General features: G+C 36.6%; 16 protein-coding genes. 13 read left to right on the top strand and 3 right to left on the bottom strand.

What is annotated here, in order from left to right; genetic code table 11:
• Positions 1 to 22: 22 nt before the first annotated feature.
• From ACHRV3_RS02585 to ACHRV3_RS02535, 11 genes are all read left to right on the top strand, one after another.
• Positions 23 to 2,458, top strand: a complete 2,436-nt coding sequence (locus ACHRV3_RS02585) for a hypothetical protein (protein ID WP_395434448.1) — start codon at positions 23 to 25, stop codon at positions 2,456 to 2,458.
• Between the two features lie 759 nt (positions 2,459 to 3,217).
• A complete protein-coding gene (locus tag ACHRV3_RS02580) occupies positions 3,218 to 4,078 on the top strand; it encodes a helix-turn-helix domain-containing protein (RefSeq protein ID WP_395434446.1) in 861 nt (286 codons plus the stop codon).
• 1,922 nt (positions 4,079 to 6,000) lie between these two features.
• A complete protein-coding gene (locus ACHRV3_RS02575) occupies positions 6,001 to 6,165 on the top strand; it encodes a hypothetical protein (RefSeq protein WP_395434445.1) in 165 nt (54 codons plus the stop codon).
• A 93-nt stretch (positions 6,166 to 6,258) separates the two neighbouring features.
• Positions 6,259 to 7,209, top strand: a complete 951-nt coding sequence (locus ACHRV3_RS02570) for a polysaccharide deacetylase family protein (protein WP_395434444.1) — start codon at positions 6,259 to 6,261, stop codon at positions 7,207 to 7,209.
• A 10-nt stretch (positions 7,210 to 7,219) separates the two neighbouring features.
• Entirely contained in the window at positions 7,220 to 7,591 is a 372-nt protein-coding gene (locus ACHRV3_RS02565; protein ID WP_395425827.1) for a VOC family protein, read from the top strand.
• Positions 7,592 to 7,634: 43 nt separating this feature from the next.
• Positions 7,635 to 8,648 carry a zinc-binding alcohol dehydrogenase family protein gene (locus tag ACHRV3_RS02560; protein WP_395434443.1) on the top strand — a complete coding sequence of 338 codons (1,014 nt, stop codon included), beginning with the start codon at positions 7,635 to 7,637 and terminating at the stop codon, positions 8,646 to 8,648.
• Positions 8,649 to 8,695: 47 nt separating this feature from the next.
• Positions 8,696 to 9,100 carry a hypothetical protein gene (locus ACHRV3_RS02555; RefSeq protein ID WP_395434442.1) on the top strand — a complete coding sequence of 135 codons (405 nt, stop codon included), beginning with the start codon at positions 8,696 to 8,698 and terminating at the stop codon, positions 9,098 to 9,100.
• On the top strand, positions 9,084 to 9,431 hold the full coding sequence (locus tag ACHRV3_RS02550; protein WP_395434441.1) for a hypothetical protein: 348 nt from the start codon (positions 9,084 to 9,086) through the stop codon (positions 9,429 to 9,431). Before ACHRV3_RS02555 ends, ACHRV3_RS02550 begins: the two co-directional genes overlap by 17 nt.
• Positions 9,432 to 9,459: 28 nt before the next feature.
• Entirely contained in the window at positions 9,460 to 10,563 is a 1,104-nt protein-coding gene (locus tag ACHRV3_RS02545) for an alkene reductase (protein WP_165579399.1), read from the top strand.
• 67 nt (positions 10,564 to 10,630) lie between these two features.
• Positions 10,631 to 10,930, top strand: a complete 300-nt coding sequence (locus tag ACHRV3_RS02540) for a putative quinol monooxygenase (protein ID WP_395434440.1) — start codon at positions 10,631 to 10,633, stop codon at positions 10,928 to 10,930.
• 524 nt (positions 10,931 to 11,454) lie between these two features.
• Positions 11,455 to 12,444 (top strand): beta-ketoacyl-ACP synthase III, encoded by a 990-nt coding sequence (locus tag ACHRV3_RS02535; protein WP_047778867.1) that lies wholly within the window; start codon positions 11,455 to 11,457, stop codon positions 12,442 to 12,444.
• Between the two features lie 114 nt (positions 12,445 to 12,558).
• Here ACHRV3_RS02535 and ACHRV3_RS02530 read toward each other — a convergent pair whose 3' ends face one another.
• The 3 genes from ACHRV3_RS02530 to ACHRV3_RS02520 all read right to left on the bottom strand — a co-directional run bounded on the left by ACHRV3_RS02530 (position 12,559) and on the right by ACHRV3_RS02520 (position 16,295).
• Positions 12,559 to 13,752, bottom strand: a complete 1,194-nt coding sequence (locus ACHRV3_RS02530; protein ID WP_230002227.1) for a hypothetical protein — start codon at positions 13,750 to 13,752, stop codon at positions 12,559 to 12,561.
• A 147-nt stretch (positions 13,753 to 13,899) separates the two neighbouring features.
• The gene (locus ACHRV3_RS02525; RefSeq protein WP_395434438.1) at positions 13,900 to 14,877 is read right to left on the bottom strand and encodes a glycoside hydrolase family 25 protein; all 978 of its coding nucleotides are present in this window, start codon (positions 14,875 to 14,877) and stop codon (positions 13,900 to 13,902) included.
• 2 nt (positions 14,878 to 14,879) lie between these two features.
• The gene (locus ACHRV3_RS02520) at positions 14,880 to 16,295 is read right to left on the bottom strand and encodes a hypothetical protein (RefSeq protein ID WP_395434437.1); all 1,416 of its coding nucleotides are present in this window, start codon (positions 16,293 to 16,295) and stop codon (positions 14,880 to 14,882) included.
• A gap of 848 nt (positions 16,296 to 17,143) precedes the next feature.
• Here ACHRV3_RS02520 and ACHRV3_RS02515 point away from each other — a divergent pair.
• On the top strand, positions 17,144 to 17,704 hold the full coding sequence (locus ACHRV3_RS02515; RefSeq protein ID WP_395434436.1) for an RNA polymerase sigma-70 factor: 561 nt from the start codon (positions 17,144 to 17,146) through the stop codon (positions 17,702 to 17,704).
• A 109-nt stretch (positions 17,705 to 17,813) separates the two neighbouring features.
• Positions 17,814 to 18,734: a FecR family protein gene (locus tag ACHRV3_RS02510; RefSeq protein ID WP_395434435.1), complete on the top strand. Its 921-nt coding sequence runs from the start codon at positions 17,814 to 17,816 to the stop codon at positions 18,732 to 18,734.
• Positions 18,735 to 18,778: the final 44 nt, after the last annotated feature.

Below are 18,778 nucleotides of genomic sequence, written 5' to 3'. Positions count from 1 at the left end.
AGTCAATAAAAAATAATTTATTATGAATAAAAATATTCTTAAAGTTGGAAGTATACTATTGCTTGCCTTGGCTACTGAGTCTGTGAGCAGTCAGGTAGTCCAAAAGATTGGAGATAATCCTTTTATATTGAGTCCAAGCGCTGTTTTGGAATTAGAATCAACATCAAAAGGTTTTTTAGCTCCACGAATGACAACTATTCAGCGAGATGCTATTGTTCCGACCGCCATTGGTTTGATTATTTATAATACTACAACAAAAAGGTTAGAAGTATATGATGGAAGTAAATGGTATAGTACTTCGGCCAGTGATGAAAATGTACCTCTTTCCGGGGCTACTATGACAGGATTGTTGACCCTATCAGGAGACCCGACTGCGAATTTGGGAGCTGCTACCAAACAATATGTCGATACGAAAGCACCCATAGCTGCCCCAACATTTACAGGAGATGCAAAAGCAGTAACAGCAGCAGCAGCTGATAATGACACCTCTATAGCCACAACAGCTTTTGTAAGTACAGCAGTGAGTAATGCGACACCCGATGCAACAACTTTAGTAAAAGGAAAGATTCAATTAGCGGGTGATTTATTAGGTTCAGCGGATTCTCCTAGTGTTGTTGCTTCAACAGAATCGAAAGCAGGTAAAGTTCAGTTGGCTACAGAAGCAGAAACTACTACAGGAACAGACAAGACAAAAGCAGTACATCCGGCAGGATTGAAATTTGAATTAGATAAAAAACTTAATCTTTTGGGAGGTACTATGACCGGAGATTTGAGTATGGGATTAAAAAATATTAATAATGTAGGTACCCTTTACTTCGAAGATCCTTCAGAATCCCTTCCTAGAGGGTTTTTTAGCTTAGGTTATAATTCAAATAATTTTAAGATTTACAATCAACAAAGGGGTGAAAATAATTTTTCTATAAACGCTACTACTGGCAAAACCACATTAAGCAGATTAACCATTTCATATGGTTCAGATAATCTTACTGCCCCAGTAGCAGGCCAGATTGCAACTGCAAAGAATGCAGATGGTGATGTCGTTTGGAGGGACGCACCTTCGGTAAGTGGAAAACTAGATCTTTCGGGAGGTACTATGACTGGAGATTTGAATATGGGAAATCATGATATTACTAATGCAAACCAGATTACAGCAAATTTTCAAATGATTATTAAAGATAGGTTGGCTACGAATACAAAGGGGTTTAGTTTATATAAACAGAGTGGAAAATTCAGTATTTGGAGCGTGGATATTTCTGACGCCCTCTCTATTGATGATACAACAGGTAAAACCACATTAACCTCATTAGCCATTGGCAAAGGTACAGATGGTGTTGCCCCATTAACAGGTCAGGTTGCAACTGCAGCAGATGCAAATGGTAATATCGTTTGGAAATCCGCAACAGCTAATGTCGCTGATGCAACAGAAACAGTATTGGGTAAAGTTCAATTGGCTACGGCTGCAGAAACTAAAGCTGGAACATTATCTACAAAAGCAGTTCATCCAAAAGGTTTGAAAGAAGCATTAGATCTAAAAGCAACTATAGCGGATCCAAGATTTACAGGCGATGCTAAAGCAGAAACAGCGACAGCTGGCGATAATGACACTTCTATAGCCACAACAGCTTTTGTAAGTACAGCGGTGAGTAATGCTACACCCGATGCAACAACTTTAGTAAAAGGAAAGATTCAATTAGCGGGTGATTTATTAGGTTCAGCGGATTCTCCTAGTGTTGTTGCTTCAACAGAATCGAAAGCAGGTAAGGTTCAGTTGGCTAACGAAACAGAAACCACTGAAGGAACATTAGATTCAAAAGCAGTGCACCCAAAAGGTTTGAAAGTCGAATTAAATAAAAAAGCACCTATAGCTGCCCCAACATTTACAGGTGATGCTAAAACAGAAACAGCGGCAGCTGGCGATAATGATACTTCTATAGCCACAACAGCTTTTGTAACTACAGCAGTGAGTAATGCTACACCCGACGCAACAACTTTAGTAAAAGGAAAGATTCAATTAGCGGGTGATTTATTAGGTTCAGCGGATTCTCCTAGTGTTGTTGCTTCAACAGAATCAAAAGCGGGTAAAGTTCAGTTGGCTAATGCGGCAGAAACGACAACTGGAACAGAAACGACAAAGGCGGTTCATCCGGCAGGTCTTAAAGTAGAGTTAGATAAAAAAGCAAATCTTCTTGCTGCGTTGAGAAAAGTAAGTGCCAATTACACCGTTGTCAGTACAGATGAATTTGTGGTGTGTACCGGAAATATGACCTTGACATTACCTGCTGTTACGACTACTAATCAAGGTAAAAAGTTAACAATTAAGAAAAGTGATCAAGGGACAACTTTAACATTTGGTGCCGCAGTTACATATGATGGTGGTACTTTTACAACATTGAACTATCCTAAAGCAGTAACCGTAATAGCCGATGGATCTACTTGGGCAGTGGTGAGCTGGAATTAGTACACACTTAATTTAAAAGCAGTTATTTGGATGTTATTTTTAGAAACGTAATTATAATCTAAATACCTCTAAAAGGAAAAAGAGAACTCTAATTTGAACCAGGACTGTATATTGATGTTTGTGATTTATTTGATATAAGGTTTATACAAGAAATTTTGAAAATTAGAGTGATAAGCGATTGTTGAATAGAAGTAATTCTTTTCTCAATCGCTTGTTTGTTTTCACTATTTACTTTACATGGCAATTGGAAAAAAAATTAAAGAAACCTGTAGTGCATTTAGGTAATATAGTTTTTTAAATTATTTGAAAGGTATTTTTTTAATAGTCCTTGGTTTTAACCAACAGATTTAAAAAGGTATTACTGTAAGTTTTAGCCAAATGTCATTAAGTTAAGTTATTTTTTCAGGCAGATTCTGCGGATTTTTTTATTTCAATCCGCTAAAATCTGCGTGAGATTTTTTTTTAAGAATGCTAATGATGTTGGGCTTTAGCCAAAAATGGTACTATTAAGGTTTAGGACAAAACCGACGGTTATTCAAATCCGAATTTTTTATTTGCAATGGAAAGGACAAATAGCAGCAATGATAAAGGCGATTTGGAATAAAAAAATCTAATGATTTGCTGCAATTTGAATAATTTTATCGGATGGTGTTATAAATGTCTATAGGCCAAAGAAGTATATGAAATAAAGATTTTTGCTAAGACAAGGAAGTTGTTGTAAAAATTCATTCTACTTTTGTAAATAATTATTGTATCCATATGAAGCGTTTTAACAGTTATTATTCTTTAAATGTGTTCCGACTTGAATTAGATCGATGGGAATTTCCTACTCATAAACATAATTTTTATGAATTGATTTTTGTTGAAAAAGGAAGTGGTTATCATATAGTCAATGAGGTATCTTTTAGTTTTAAAGAAGGAGATGTTTTTTTGCTGCGACCCGAAGATGGACATTATTTCACGATCACAGAACAAACACATTTTATATTTGTAAAATTTACAGAGCAACTTTTTGTTGAAAAACTAGAAGGCGGAAAAACGGCAAAGTGGATGGAAGTTATTAAAACGTTGCTGCAAAATGTATCAGCTGTTTCCGGCAGTTTGGTAAATGAGGTTCAGGACAAAAAACATTTGGGCTACTTACTACAGATTATGTTAGTTGAATTCACAAAAACATGCACCTACAGTCGTGAAGTGGTAGTAGAACTTTTTGGGGCGATATTGATGATAGTGGCAAGAAGTCATGCAACATCACAATATGGGGAACAATGTCCGGAGAATATAGAATTGGACAGAGTAAATCAAATTTTGGGGTATATGAGATTGTATGCACTAGATATAGAAAAAATGCGTATCGAAAATATAGCCTCTAATTTTGCAATGTCTCCAAACTATATCAGTATTTATATAAAGAAACATAGCGGCGTTTCAATTCAGCAACATATTATACAAACGAAACTCAAGTTGGCAGATCAATTGCTGAAAAACAGTCGTCTTAACATCAATGAAATAGCCTCTAAATTAGGCTTTACAGATGCCAGCCACTTCAATAAAATATATAAAAAGTACAGAGGTATAAGCCCCGGAATTGCCTATAAAAACTCAGGATCGTCTTCTTAAAAGAAAAAAGTTAAAAAAGTGCTCTAGATAGTTCCCCACTACATTTTGTCATTTCGTGCGAAGTCGAGAAATCACACCAGAAACTCCGTACAGTTTGTCATCATAAGGAGGCGTAATCAAGCAAGAAACTCCGCACAGTTTGTCATCATGAAGAGGCGTAATCAAACAAGAAACTCCACACAGTTTGTCATCCTGAGGAGGCGTAATCAAGCAAAAAACTCCATACAGTTTGTCATCCTGAGGAGGCGTAATCAAGCAAGAAACTCCACACAGTTTGTCATCCTGAGGAACGAAGGATCTACGTTTGCTGAATCGATACCGTTGAACTTCACTTTACGGAATTACTTGTGAAGATACTTCGTTCCTCAGTATGACAAAATTGCGGAAGATAGAAACGGATCAGCGTGTTTGATTTCTCGACTTCGCTCGAAATGACAGAATTGTGATGACCCCAAAAACAGTAAGTAATAGTCCGAAACTTGAAACCTGAACCCTGAAACCCGAAAAGGGTAAAACATACGGTGTAGTTTGTCATTTCGAAGAATGAGAAATCACACAAGAAACTCCACACAGTTTGTCATCCTGAGGAGGCGTAATCAAGCAAGAAACTCCATACAGTTTGCCATCCTGAGGAACGAAGGATCTACGTTTGCTGAATCCATACTACTGAGCTTCACTTTACGGAATTACTTGTGAAGATACTTCGTTCCTCAGTATGACAAAATTGCGGATAATAGAAACGGATCAGCATGTGTGATTTCTCGACTTCGCTCGAAATGACAGAATTGTGATGACCTCAAAAACAGTAAGTAATACCCTGAAACTTGAAACCTGAATACTGAAACTCGAAAAGGGTAAAACATACGGTGTAGTTTGTCATTTCGAAGAATGAGAAATCACACCAGAAACTCCGTACAGTTTGTCATCATGAGGAGGCGTAATCAAGCAAAAAACTCCACACAGTTTGTCATCCTGAGGAACGAAGGATCTACGTTTGCTGAATCCATACTACTGAGCTTCACTTTACGGAATTACTTGTGAAGATACTTCGTTCCTCAGTATGACAAAATTGTGGATAATAGAAACGGATCAGCGTGTGTGATTTCTCGACTTCGCTCGAAATGACAGAATTGTGATGACCCCAAAAACAGTAAGTAATAGTCCGAAACTTGAAACCTGAATACTGAAACTCGAAAAGGGTAAAACATACGGTGTAGTTTGTCATTTCGAAGAATGAGAAATCACACAAGAAACTCCGCACAGTTTGTCATCCTGAGGAGGCGTAATCAAGCAATAAACTCCATACAGTTTGCCATCCTGAGGAACGAAGGATCTACGTTTGCTGAATCCATACTACTGAGCTTCACTTTACGGAATTACTTGTGAAGATACTTCGTTCCTCAGTATGACAAAATTGTGGATAATAGAAACGGATCAGCTTGTGTTACTTCTCACTTCGCTCGAAATGACAGAATTGTTATGATCCCAAAAACAGTAAGTAATACCATGAAACCAGAAACTCAACACAGTTTGTCATCCTGAGGAACGAAGGATATACGTTTGCTGAATCCATACCGTTGAGCTTCACATTACGGAATTACTTGTGAAGATACTTCGTTCCTCAGTATGACAAAATTGTGGAAGATAGAAACGGATCAGCTTGTGTGATTTCTCACTTCGCTCGAAATGACAGAATTGTGGTGACCCCAAAAACAGTAAGTAATACCCTGAAACCAGAAACTCCACACAGTTTGTCATCCTGAGGAACGAAGGATCTACGTTTGCTGAATCGATAGCGTTGAGCTTCACTTTACGGAATTACTTGTGAAGATACTTCGTTCCTCAGTATGACAAAATTGCGGAAGATAGAAACGGATCAGCGTGTGTGATTTCTCGACTTCGCTCGAAATGACAGAATTGTGATGACCCCAAAAGGAGTAAGTAATATCCTGAAACCAATAAGCAGTAATCTGAAACCAGTAAGCAGCAACCTGAAACTTGAAACTCAAAACTCAAAACCAGTACCCAAATCGATAACATTACTTTCTAAAAGGATTCAAAAAGCCTTAAAGAAAACCACTTCATAATAGAATTGATTTTTACAAAACAACAATAGATTTATACCTTAATACCACCGAGAGACTTTGTAATTTTGATCTATTAATTAAAACAAATTAAAAATGAAAAAATATACAGCAATAGTTAGCTTGTTGATACTAATGGTGTTATTGGTATCTTGTAAGGGGGCTAAGGATTCAACAGCGTTATCAAAAAGTCATTGGCCTAATGGTGCTCAGTTGGTGGTATCAGTATCCATGCAGTTTGAAACCGGAGGACAGCCGGAAGGCGCAGAAAGTCCATTTTCGGGAAATCCATTGCCAAAAGGACAACCTGATTTAGCAGCAGACAGTTGGTTCCGATATGGAGCGAAAGAAGGAGTGTATCGCATGCTTGATTTATGGAAAAAATACGATATTAAGGTCACCTCACATGTAGTTGGACAAGCTGCCGTAAAATATCCGGAGGTAGCAAAAGCAATTGCTGATCAGGGTCATGAAATAGCAGCACACGGTATGACCTGGGACAATCAATGGAATAAGAACTACGAAGAGGAATTAAAGTTTGTAAAAGACGGAATTGATACCGTTGAAGCCATTACAGGAAAAAGAGGAGTGGGGTACAACAGTAACTGGTTAAGGAGAGGTCCTAATACATTAAAAGTACTTCAGGAGTTGGGTTTTTTATATCATATTGATGATTTGAGCCGTGATGAACCTTTTATCACAATGGTGAACGGGAAAAAATTTGTAGTGATTCCGTATACGCTTCGTAACAATGATATCGTAAATATTGAAGGCAAACATTGGAGTCCGGATCAATTTTTAAATCAGTTAAAATTAGAGTTTGATCAACTTTATAAAGAAGGCGCAACAAAACGAAGAATGATGTCGATTAGTTTTCATGATCGTATTGGAGGATCACCGGCAGTTGTCAATGCAATGGAGCAATTTATAAAGTATACCAGAACTAAAACAGGTGTTGTTTACATGCGTAAGGATGCTATTGCCAGATTGGTACAAAACGATCCGAATACTCCCATTGATAATTCGGAGGAAAAATACAACAATTAATTAGCGTAGTATGCAACTCGACCATGTAACGATAAGAACGGGTGATTTGGAAGCCACTAAATTATTTTTAATTGGTGTTTTTGATCTTGTTGAAAAAGAGCGCCCGAAAATGATACAGCACATACCCGGATTTTGGTTGTTTGATGGAAATGATCCCATTATACATGTGATAAAAAGTTTTGGAAATCATTTGGATCATACATCAGAAACAATTGATCATGTTGGTTTTAAATTAGAAAACTATACAGCATTTAAGAAAAAACTAGAAAGACTAAAAATTCCTTATTCCCTAATGGATATTGAGGAGCTAAACGAGAGACGCATTTTTTTCAGAACACCGACGGGAGTTCTCTTAGAAGGAGTCTTTAACGAATCGGTTTAGTAAAGCATTTTATTTATAACATTAATTTTAAAGTAGTAAAAATATGAAAGCAATAGGATTTAGAACGTCTTTCCCGGTAGATCATGAGGAAAGTTTTATTGAATTTGAAAGTCAAATACCGGAAGCGAAGGGAACGGATCTTTTGGTTAAAATACAGGCAATCTCGGTAAATCCGGTGGATTTTAAGATTCGACAAAGTGCAGCAAAAGATACTGTTTTGACGGATCCTAAAGTGATTGGCTGGGATGCCGTTGGTATTGTAGAAGCCATAGGAGAAAAGGTTTCGCTTTTTAAAGTGGGAGATGCTGTTTTTTATGCAGGAGATATTACGCGATCAGGTTCTAATGCGGAGTATCAATTGGTAGATGAAAACATTGTTGGATTTGCTCCAAAAACAACCACTATTTCGCAGGCTGCTGCAATGCCGTTAACATCTCTTACTGCCTGGGAAATTCTTTTTGATCGCATTCGGATTAGTCCCGAAAAAGATAAAGGCAAAAGTGTTTTAATCATTGGCGGTGCCGGTGGTGTCGGGTCTGTTGCGATTCAGTTGGCCAAAAAAATAGCAGGCCTTAAAGTAATTGCAACTGCTTCACGACCGGAGACTGTTAATTGGTGTAAAAAAATGGGCGCTGATGTAGTGGTGAATCATTTTGATTTAGTGAAAGAGGTACGTGAGGCGGGTTTTGAGAATGTCGATTTTATTCTGGATTTCGTAGATACAAATAAGTATTGGGATGTAATGGCTGAACTTATAAAACCGCAAGGGCACATTGCTTCTATTACGGGATCGAGTGAACCGGTTGCACTAAATAAGCTGAAAAACAAGAGTGTGAGTTTTAGCTGGGAATTGATGTACACGAGATCCATGTTTCAAACTGCAGATAAGATTGAGCAACATCATATTCTGAATCGTATGGCTGATTTATTAGACGAAGGTGTAGTACAATCTACATTAACTACAACGTTAAAAGGATTAACGGCCGAGAATTTAAAGGAGGCTCACGAGTTGCTCGAAAGTGGAAAAACGATTGGGAAAATTGTTATTGAATATTAAAAGAAACCAATATTGAAGTATTTGTAAATCTAATTTTTTTGAAGAATATGATAGCTACATTAATTAATCCGCCGGAGAATTGGAGTTTTTGGACAGCAGAGAAAATTTCGGAACTGGAAAATGCTACAGACAATTTTAAGGTTGGTGAACAGTTGGTTTTAGAGAATAATGAATTTAAGATCTGGACCATACATCTACCGGCAGGTGAAAGCATGCCATTTCATACGCATTCTAAACGCTATTTCTGGACGGCATTGTCAGCAGGCAAATCAATTTCGTATTACAATGACGGTTCTGTTCTGGAAACACAATATGAAGTAAATGACGTAAAGTATTTTTCGGATTTGAGTGATGCTAATTTTTTCACCCATAATTTGGAGAATACCGGAAGCACAGAATTAATTTTTATGACTGTTGAATTTTTAAAGGAATTAGATGTTGAAAATATTTAGAATAACAAGTGGACTCGCTCTGATTTGTTCACTACTACTTTGTTTGGTGTTTGTAATTGACCTTATTTTTGGGCGTTATGAATTTAGATTTGCGGTTATCAGTTTGGTTTTTATAGGGATATCGATGCTGCTAGTTTGGTTTTGGAGTATTCTTAAGCGAAAAATCACAATCGTTTATACGCTAAACAGAGATCTGAATATTGGTTTAGCGTACTGGACTTCCATTTTCGGATGTTTGATTTTAGTAGCGATTGGTTATTGTATAATTGGTTTGATCTGTTGTTATGGGCTTATAGACAGACTGCTTGGAGGGACAGCCCTTTTAGGATAAAATAAATAGAAATTTAAAAAAATATTAAATGAAAGAAATGAAACTATTCCAAACGTATAAGGGAGATAAAATACAGACTAAAAATCGTTTTCTCATGGCTCCCATGACCCGATCAAGAACGACACAACCCGGCGATATTCCCAATGCTTTAATGGCCGAATATTATAAACAACGAAGCTCGGCAGGATTAATTATTACCGAGGCTACACAGATTTCATTACAAGGTAAGGGGTATGCTAAAACACCCGGTATTTATACTAAGGAACAAATCGATGGCTGGAAACTGACAACAGATGCCGTGCATGAAAAAGGAGGCACGATATTTTTGCAGTTGTGGCATGTTGGGCGAGTATCGAGTTCAAAAGTAAACGGTTTACAGCCGATCGGACCATCAGGAGTAATTGCGAAAGATACCAATGTCTATATTTTTGACGGAGCTCCAAATGGGGACGCCACTTTTGTTCCTGTTGAAGAACCAAAGGAGATGTCTCAGAACGATATTGATCGTGTTATAGAAGAATTTGTACAAGGTGCAAAAAATGCTGTTTTGGCCGGATTTGACGGTGTTGAAATACATGGCGCAAACGGTTATTTGATCGATCAGTTTTTAAGAAGCAACAGCAACAAAAGAACGGATGCTTATGGAGGATCACAAGAAAACAGAATCCGTATTTTATTGGAAATAACTGCAGCGATAGTAGCAGCAATAGGTAAGGAAAAAACCGGTGTAAGACTTTCTCCTTTTATTAGTTTTAAAGATATGAATGATCCGGAAATATTAGAAACCATTATGCTCGCTGCCAAAGAATTAAACAAATTAGACATTGCCTACATACATCTTTGTGAAGCAGATTGGGATGATGCACCAGTTATACCCAATGATTTTAGAAAGGCGTTAAGAGCCAATTTTAAAAACACCATAATCGCAACGGGAAACAAAAGTCCTGAAGAGGGAGAGGTTTTACTAATTGAAGATTTGGTAGATCTAATCGGATTTGGTCGAAAGTTTCTGACGAATCCCGATTATCCACAACGCGTATTAACGAATGCACCTCTTAATGTGATTTCAGACAATCATACTTTGTTTGGAGGAGGGGGTGCCAGAGGGTATACGGATTATCCGTTTTTATGAGTTATCGGTAAAGTTTGTTGATTTAGTTATAGTGTTAAAAATAATTAATGAATAAAGAATAAAGAGTATGGAAAATACATTTAAGGCGATCGCTTTTTTGAAAGCGAAATCGGGTAAAAATCAATTGTTGAAAGAAGCTTTACTGGCTTTAATTGAACCTACCAGAAATGAAGAAGGATGTCTGGAGTATGTACTTTATGAAGATCATGAAAGTTCCGGGGCATTTTATATGAATGAAGAATTTAAAAATGCAGAAGCATTTGAGGCACATATTCAAACGGATCATTTTCAAAACTTTGCAAAAAGGACGGACGAGTTGTTAAGTGATCCGGTAAATGTTGTTCGTATTAGTCAGGTTTCGAACTAATAGTAGCCTTTAATTTAAGCTAAAAACAGGGATTTTTAGTTGACTTAGTGGGTGCGTTTTGGGAATTTTAATTTTGTGTTAGTTCCCTTACGATTGAAACCAACTAAATTTTATTTTTTTTTAACGGTATAAGTCTTATGAAATATTAGTTATTTTAAAGGAGGTACACTTTTTTTATGTTTTTTGATGAATGCCAGCAATAGTAAGTGAATTAGGCTGAATGTCTTACATTCGGCCTATTTCTTTTTAGAGGATTGCGTCATGAAAATGATGGCTAAACCAACTTTTTTTGGTAAATTTGGACGCGTTGCTCTCCCGGTGGCTTTGCAAAATGCATTTGGCTTTTTTGGATAAATAACTAGTTTTTGAAAAGATTAGTTATTTTATTTTTTTAAAGCAATATTGAAATTAAGTTTTTGTCCTATCTGAAATGGATGTATGAATTCTGAAAATCGCAAGAAAAACGGTAGGAGCAATTTTATATTTGTAGATTTCTACAACAAAAAATTCAATAATCGTTAGCAATGACAAGAAATAATTTAGCAGCTATTACGGCTGTAGGTGGCTATGTTCCTAGCACTGTACTGGATAATTATCAACTTGAAAAAATGGTCGATACTTCAAACGACTGGATTTTATCAAGAACAGGAATACAAGAGAGACGTATACTGACTGATCCCGAAAAAGCAACTTCAGACATGGCTGCAGAGGCCATAAAAGACCTTTTAGAAAATTCTGATACTAATCCCGAAGAAATCGATTGTTTGGTACTGGCAACAGCAACACCGGATCAATTACTGGCTCCTACAGCACCTGTAGTATGTCAGAAAGCTGGACTTACAAATGCTTGGGGATTTGATCTTAATGGAGCGTGTAGTGGTTTCTTGTATGCTTTATCAACTGCTGCGGCATTAATAGAATCAGGGAGACATAAAAAAGTAATCGTTGTGGGTGTAGATACCATGAGCAGGATTATCGATTATACAGACCGCAATACCTGTGTATTGTTTGGAGATGGTGCAGGTGCCGTATTATTGGAAGCCTCTGAAAACAATGGATTGAAGGATTTTGTATTAAAAACTAATGGAGCGGGCAGCGAATTTCTGTCGGTTTCAGGAGGAGGTTCTCTTAAACCTTTTCATGATGGTACATTAGAGAATCGGGAACAATTCGTAAAACAGGACGGAAGAACTGTATTTAAGAATGCTATAGAAAGCATGACCAATACGTGCAATGAAATCCTGGAACGCAATCTTTTGGACGTGACAGATGTGGATTGGGTGATCCCGCATCAGGCCAATATTCGTATTATAAATGCTGTAGCGAGTAATTTAAATGTACCAATGGAAAAAGTAAAGGTAAATATTGAGCGTTATGGTAACACTACAGCGGCTACAATACCTTTATGCTTATGGGATTTTAAAAATGATTTCAAAACAGGAGACCGATTATTACTTACCGCATTTGGAGCCGGATTTACATTTGGAAGCTGTTACCTGAGTTGGGGAAAATAAAAAGTAAAACACTATAACCATTTCTTTTCTTGAATAAAGTCTGGTTAGTATTATAAAAATAAAAACGTTGTATTGGATCAAATCTGATACAACGTTTTTTTATGTTCTTAAAGTTTAGACTTTTCTAACACTGTGATTGGGTACTTCCCACCAATTTTTTATCCCACCGGGGATTATATCTTCGGTATTCAGAAAGCGTTCTACAATGTTTTGTACACGGCTATCTTTCAGAAACAAGCCATGAAAATCTAAATTATTACTGATTTCATCAAAAAAGTTTTCTTTTTTTACAGCCAGTGTAGTAATGTCCTTTGCATATATAGACGAGCTCTTAAAAGGCACTGTGCCGTCTCCGGAATCAATTCCTTTTTTTAGAGAGTCTAAATCCACCAGGTTTTTGGTAGTGAACTTCTTTTTGTCAACCAATAATTGCGTATAGGTATTGTCTTTTTCTCCTACTACAATCACCATTTTGTCTTTTACGGCTTGTGGTAATTCCGATAAGTTTTTAGAGCCGGTAGGTCCATGAAACTCTTTTAATAGCGCTAATCGTGCATCGAAAAGTTCTTCAATGTCATCATAAATATTGTTTTGCCAGTATTTTTTTTCGAAAAGATTTAAAGGTTGTTTATCGTCTTTATAGATCATGGCATTTGCGTATACAGGCAGTAATTCGTAAACTCCGGGATAGGTGCGAATTACTTTTCGCATGTCTTCATTTCTTCCAATGGCCCAGTTGAGGATGCTGCGTAATCCACCATCACCTTTTACCATATGCACCATAGCATAAGGGGAACCTAAAAATGGCGGAGCATTCATTACGATTTTGTCAATACCGGAATAGTCTTCTTTTAAAAGATTCAAATAACAGGTTAAGACTAATCCTCCCATGCTGTGCGTGACAAATCGGAATCCTTCAATGTTTTGACCTTTTAATTTATTGCGAAGGTATTCTACATATAATTTGAGCCTTTTGGCACTTTCCATATTCGACATTCGCCAATCGTAACCAAACAAATAGATGGGTGTATCTTTATAAAGCGGATTGTCATTAAGTTTAGCTTTCAATTTAAGTATACTGTTCTCATAAGGAAACCGTGCAATATGATTGCGTTCGACAATGGATTCAATACTCTGATCGTAAAGCGGATTCAATTGCAGGTATTCTTTAATATAAGGTCCTGTGATTGCTGTACCTATAGAAGTACTTAAAGTGTCATAAGCATTCCAGATATAATTGAAATCAAAAGTATTACTGTTGACTAAACTGGTGGCTTGAATACCGGGGATAAAAATAATTGGTTTCATGATTACTTACGATTTAATTGATACAAGTTTACTAATTCTTTGATAATAGATTTTGAACACCATAAAAGAGATAAGTGTTTTACAAAAGTAAGTGAAATATTATTTTTTATACCCATAGCATACTTATACGCTATTTTTTTTTCAATTTTAAGGATTTATAAATACCGAATTATCTTTTAAAATATTAAGATCGATCTTAGGATTCTGACCAATAGCTCCACTTTCGGTATATTGCCAGATTGCCCAATCCGTCCATCCATTTGGTATTGTAACCTTTAGACAGTTTGGTTGTGCTGGATAATAAGAGATCCATAGTTTTAGATTGCTTAAAGTGTGTGTTTTGGGTAGCTTTCTGTCCAGATACTCTTTACGACTATAGATTATCGGTCCTGCGTTCATTCCTGTTTGGATAATGGAAGCAAAGGTTTTAATCCACAGCATATAGTCGGCTGGTTTTAAAGGAGTATCCCAGCTCGCCTGATCTTCCAAATCCATTACTAAAGCTAAATTGGATTTGGGTAAGGCTTTCATCAAATTGAGTGCTTCATTGGCTTCTGCAGTGGCATCAGAAACAACGGTTCCTCCATTTCGGGTATCAGGACGACAGAAATGATAGTAACCAATTTTGATGTTTTTGCTTACTGCATTTTGAGCATTTTCTTTTGCCTTTGCATCTGGAGTTCCAACACCTTCGGATAATTTTATATACGAAAAACGAACTCCGGCTTTAACAAATCCAGCCCAATCCGGTTTAGCATTATGATGCGAAACATCAACTCCTAATTGATAGTTGGCAGGAAGATTTGTCGGAAGCCCCTTTAAACTTACGGTAGATGGAGATGTAGGAGCGGGAGCTGGTGGTGTACGTGCTGCTGGCGGTGTAGACGTAGGAGGAGTAGCAGCGGCAGGTGTAGCACTTAGTTTTGCCAAACCATTTGCCCAATAATATTGTCCAAGGCTATCCTTTAACCATTTTCCTAAACCTGGGTTAGGTATATTGGTTTCTGGTTCTAATTCGAGTATCATATCTTGTGTTACCTGAGAAATGATATTTTGTGTTTTAAAATCGGCTACCGGCGCTTTACGTACGTTAAGTCGCGGTACTATTACTTTATATCGGTCCATGGCTATCCTACTGCTTCAGGGTTAATATTGCTGTTCACTGTTACCTGAACAGGTTGAGTTTCCGGGGTTGGGGTTGTGGAACTATTTCCACTGGTTTCTTTTTTACCTGTTCCTCGGATTTTAATAAATTTCTGTAATAAATCAAACCAAAACGGAGCTCCTAAACAAACACCGAATGCGAGAAGCAGAAAACCCAAAAGTTTTCTTCCATCGGTGGATTGCTCCAATACGTAGCTGGCTTTGAGTTTTATCCAATGGTCATCATACAAACGCTGTAGTGCTTTTTGAGTATAAAATTTTGTAGCGTCTTTTGGAACTTTTAGCGTGACATCAGCTTTAAGCTCTTTTGTTATGCTTGCGAGTTCACCAGCGTATTCCTTCGAGACCAGCGTACTGTCTCTTTTTAAACCATAATCTCCCCAACCTATTGCCAAGAGATTATTGGCTTCTTTAATCTGTCCATTCAATTGTTTTTTTATTGTGTCAATCTGACTTTTATATTGTACCAATGGATCTTTGGGAAGTTTAGCCTTTGGTGTCGATGCGGTGTCAGTTGAGGTTTGCTGATAACCGGCTGCTTTTAAGCCGTCGGCTTCTTTTATGGCTAATTCAACCAACTTGTCTCTGGCATCTTTATCGGTACTTATTTTACCGGCAATTTCAATAATATCGACATTAAAGCAAATCGCAATAACCAATCCGATACTAAACAACCAAAATTGAACTTGCTTTTTGTACCATCCGGCAATTCTATTCATACTGTCATCGTACCAGTCTTCAATTTGCTTGGTAAATGTCTCGATATTTTGATAGCTTTTCTGTAGGTAAAGCTGTAGTATTTCAAGTGTTTCGATATCAATATCAGTATGTTGCGCTTTAAAATTAGCGATTAAAGCTTGACCGGCAGGACTAAGTAAATAATCCACCAGATAGTATATTTTTATAATACTTGGAGCATCTTTAAGATCTACATTTACTTTTTTCGCCTTGACATAAGCAATGACAGCTGCTTCGTGCTCTTGATAGTATTTTTTTAAAACTTCAATTAAGATGGTTGAAAAATTCTCTTTAGAGATGTAGGAAGGAATCGAATTTCTATTGCTATAACCGTAATTTTTGATCACGGGATGCTCATAAAATTTATCGCCCAGTTTTTCTTTCGAAATGGGTTTGTAACCCAAAATCAATTTAAAAGGCTCCAGTATAGTTTCAAAAAAGGACTTTAGTGTTTCGAACCATAACCATTCCTTGCGCTCGGTATTAGACAACATACTGTCAACAATACCTTTTTTTAGCATTCTCGCTCTTAATCCGAAGAGGGTAGAAAAGGCTTCGTTTACAGAAGTGGCCAATAAACTGTATAAAAGATAAATAAAAACCAGACCAATGGCAGTATCTAGTACGGGAGAATTAAGCATAATTTGTAGTTTTATGAATCATCGATTTATTTTAAAGAGTAGCAGGTATTGCATTTTAATTTGGATACTTCCAATTACCTTCCCATTATTTCGCTTTTAGGCTCGGAATTACACTCTGAATAATTTAAGTTGACCTTACTTTAACAGGCTTAAACAGAGTATTTTTTAGCGGATAGATGTAGGGTCTAAAGTATTAAAGATTTTTTTTTTGGAGTAGCGTATTAGTACCTGTTTTTGTATTGTAATTATGAGGTGTTTTTATTTGGGATTCTTTTTTCAATTAGAAATAATCAATCCGGATTTTAATTGCCGTTGGTTTTAACCAACGGTTGTGTTTGTTTAGGACAATAGGCTTTAGCCAAAAAAAATGCAGGCAAAGTTTTGGCTAAAGCCTTCTTGAATGTTCTTTTAAATCCGTTGATAAAACCCAACGGCTATTCAAAAAAAACATATTTACTAATTTAAACAGAATACAATATGATGCAATTGCCATTATATGTAAAATAAATAATCACACAATAAGTGTTTAAAATAGAGTAGATTCTGACCATTTTTTTAGGGAATAAACTACTATTCATTCATAAGTAAGTTTATTCTTTCCGGGGCACTACACAGCGGTAACATCAGGCCTCAAATGTTAATAATATGTTTCGTAATCGGCTGGTTTTATTAATGTAAACGTAACCTTTTTGACCTACCCTGAGCTTTAATTTTGGAGACATAGTATAAGAAACCAATACTTGTATATATGTCGCTTTTCAGAGTAAGAATTCATCGCAAAAAAACAATCCGTATCGATGTTGTAGTAAACCTTGTTTGTTTGACAACAGTTGCAAAAGCGTTGTATTATGTATAAGAAATATAGTGACGAAGAACTTGTTGCATTATTAAAACAAGGAAAAGACAGAGCTTTTGATGAATTGTATTTTCGATACAGAGATGTATTAGTCCGCTTTGTATACCAGCGAATAAAATCGATTCCGATTTCAGAAGAAATTGTTCAGGAAGTTTTTACCACTATTTGGGAGCGACGCAAAACGCTGGTCATTCAAAAAAAGTTTTCGGCTTATATGTACACTTCAGTACGTTATGTAACGCTCGACTATATTAAATCCAACCAAATGACGGATGCCTACTGTAAAGAGGTCTTTGATCGAAATACAGTTATTGAAGGTAATAATAATACTACAGAAGAATCCATCTATCATGATGAGCTGCAACAGGCTTTAGACAAAGCCACTTCTTTGCTGCCAAAAAAGGCTAAAGAGGTTTTTATTCTGAGTCGTTTTAAGCAGTACACCAACAAAGAAATAGCTGATGAGCTTAATGTATCTCACGAGACCGTTAAGTATCATATTGCCTATGCGCTAAAATTCATGCGTCTTTATTTGGGACAATTTAATTTATAACAGATTTCAATGCTAAGGTATTCTTTTGGTTTCTTAACAAAAGGGTAACCTTGAGTACCTACCTGAAATCGGAATTCCTAAGACTTACTATTAAAGCAATAACTATATAATGCCTGAGAAATTACATCAAGATATCAAAACTTTTTTAGAAGGTAAATCTTCTTTAAAAGGAAAAGAAATGTGGGACAACTGGTATAACAATCCCGGAGAAATATTCGAACACGAGGTGGTTATACAATCGGATATTTCAAAACTAAAGAGAGAAATCAAAGCCATCAAAAAATCAAACGAAGTCATTTCGTTAAACACCAGAAATTGGATCATGGCGGCTTCTGTAGTGCTTTTAGCGGGTTTGTCCTGTTTTTTCTATCTGTCTACCGAAACAAGTATCCTTAAAGAATATGCTACAAAACCCGGAGAGCATACCAAAATAACTTTGAGCGACGGAACACAGATCTGGCTTAATGCGGGAAGCCTTTTAAAATACCCTGCTGAATTCGAAGGAGATACCCGCGAAGTTTATTTAACAGGAGAAGCTTTTTTTGATGTAGCAAAAGATAAAAAACACCCTTTTATCATTCATACCAATAAAATGGATACTAAAGTGTTAGGTACCAGTTTTAATGTACAGGCCTATCCCGATCAAACAACACAGGAGGTTTCTGTACTAACAGGAAGAGTAAATGTAAAATCGACTGTTACGGAAGAGAACGTTTATGTAACGCCGGGTCAGAAAGTGGTTTTTAAATCAAAAAACAGTAGTCTGCATGCTTTTAGTAACATTCCGATGAACTCCATTTCGCTATGGCGAAAGAATATTATTGTTTTTGAAGACACCCCATTACCGGAAGTAATTACAACGATCAACCGCAATTATAATATCGCTGTATCTGTTGAAAATAAGGATCTGAACAACCTCAAAATAAGCGCCTACTTTAAAGAATTACCGCCTGATCAGGTGATCCGATTGGTGTGTACTATTATCAATGCCAAGTATAAACTCGAGTCCGGAGTGTACCGGATTGAATAACTTTTAGAATAGAATGAAACTCCAAAAAAAACAACAATAACTAA

The organism is Flavobacterium sp. FlaQc-49, from assembly GCF_044005985.1.
GTDB lineage: Bacteria > Bacteroidota > Bacteroidia > Flavobacteriales > Flavobacteriaceae > Flavobacterium > Flavobacterium cupriresistens.
Note: the sequence above shows the minus strand (reverse complement) of the source record. Positions and strands in the feature narration are given on the sequence as shown.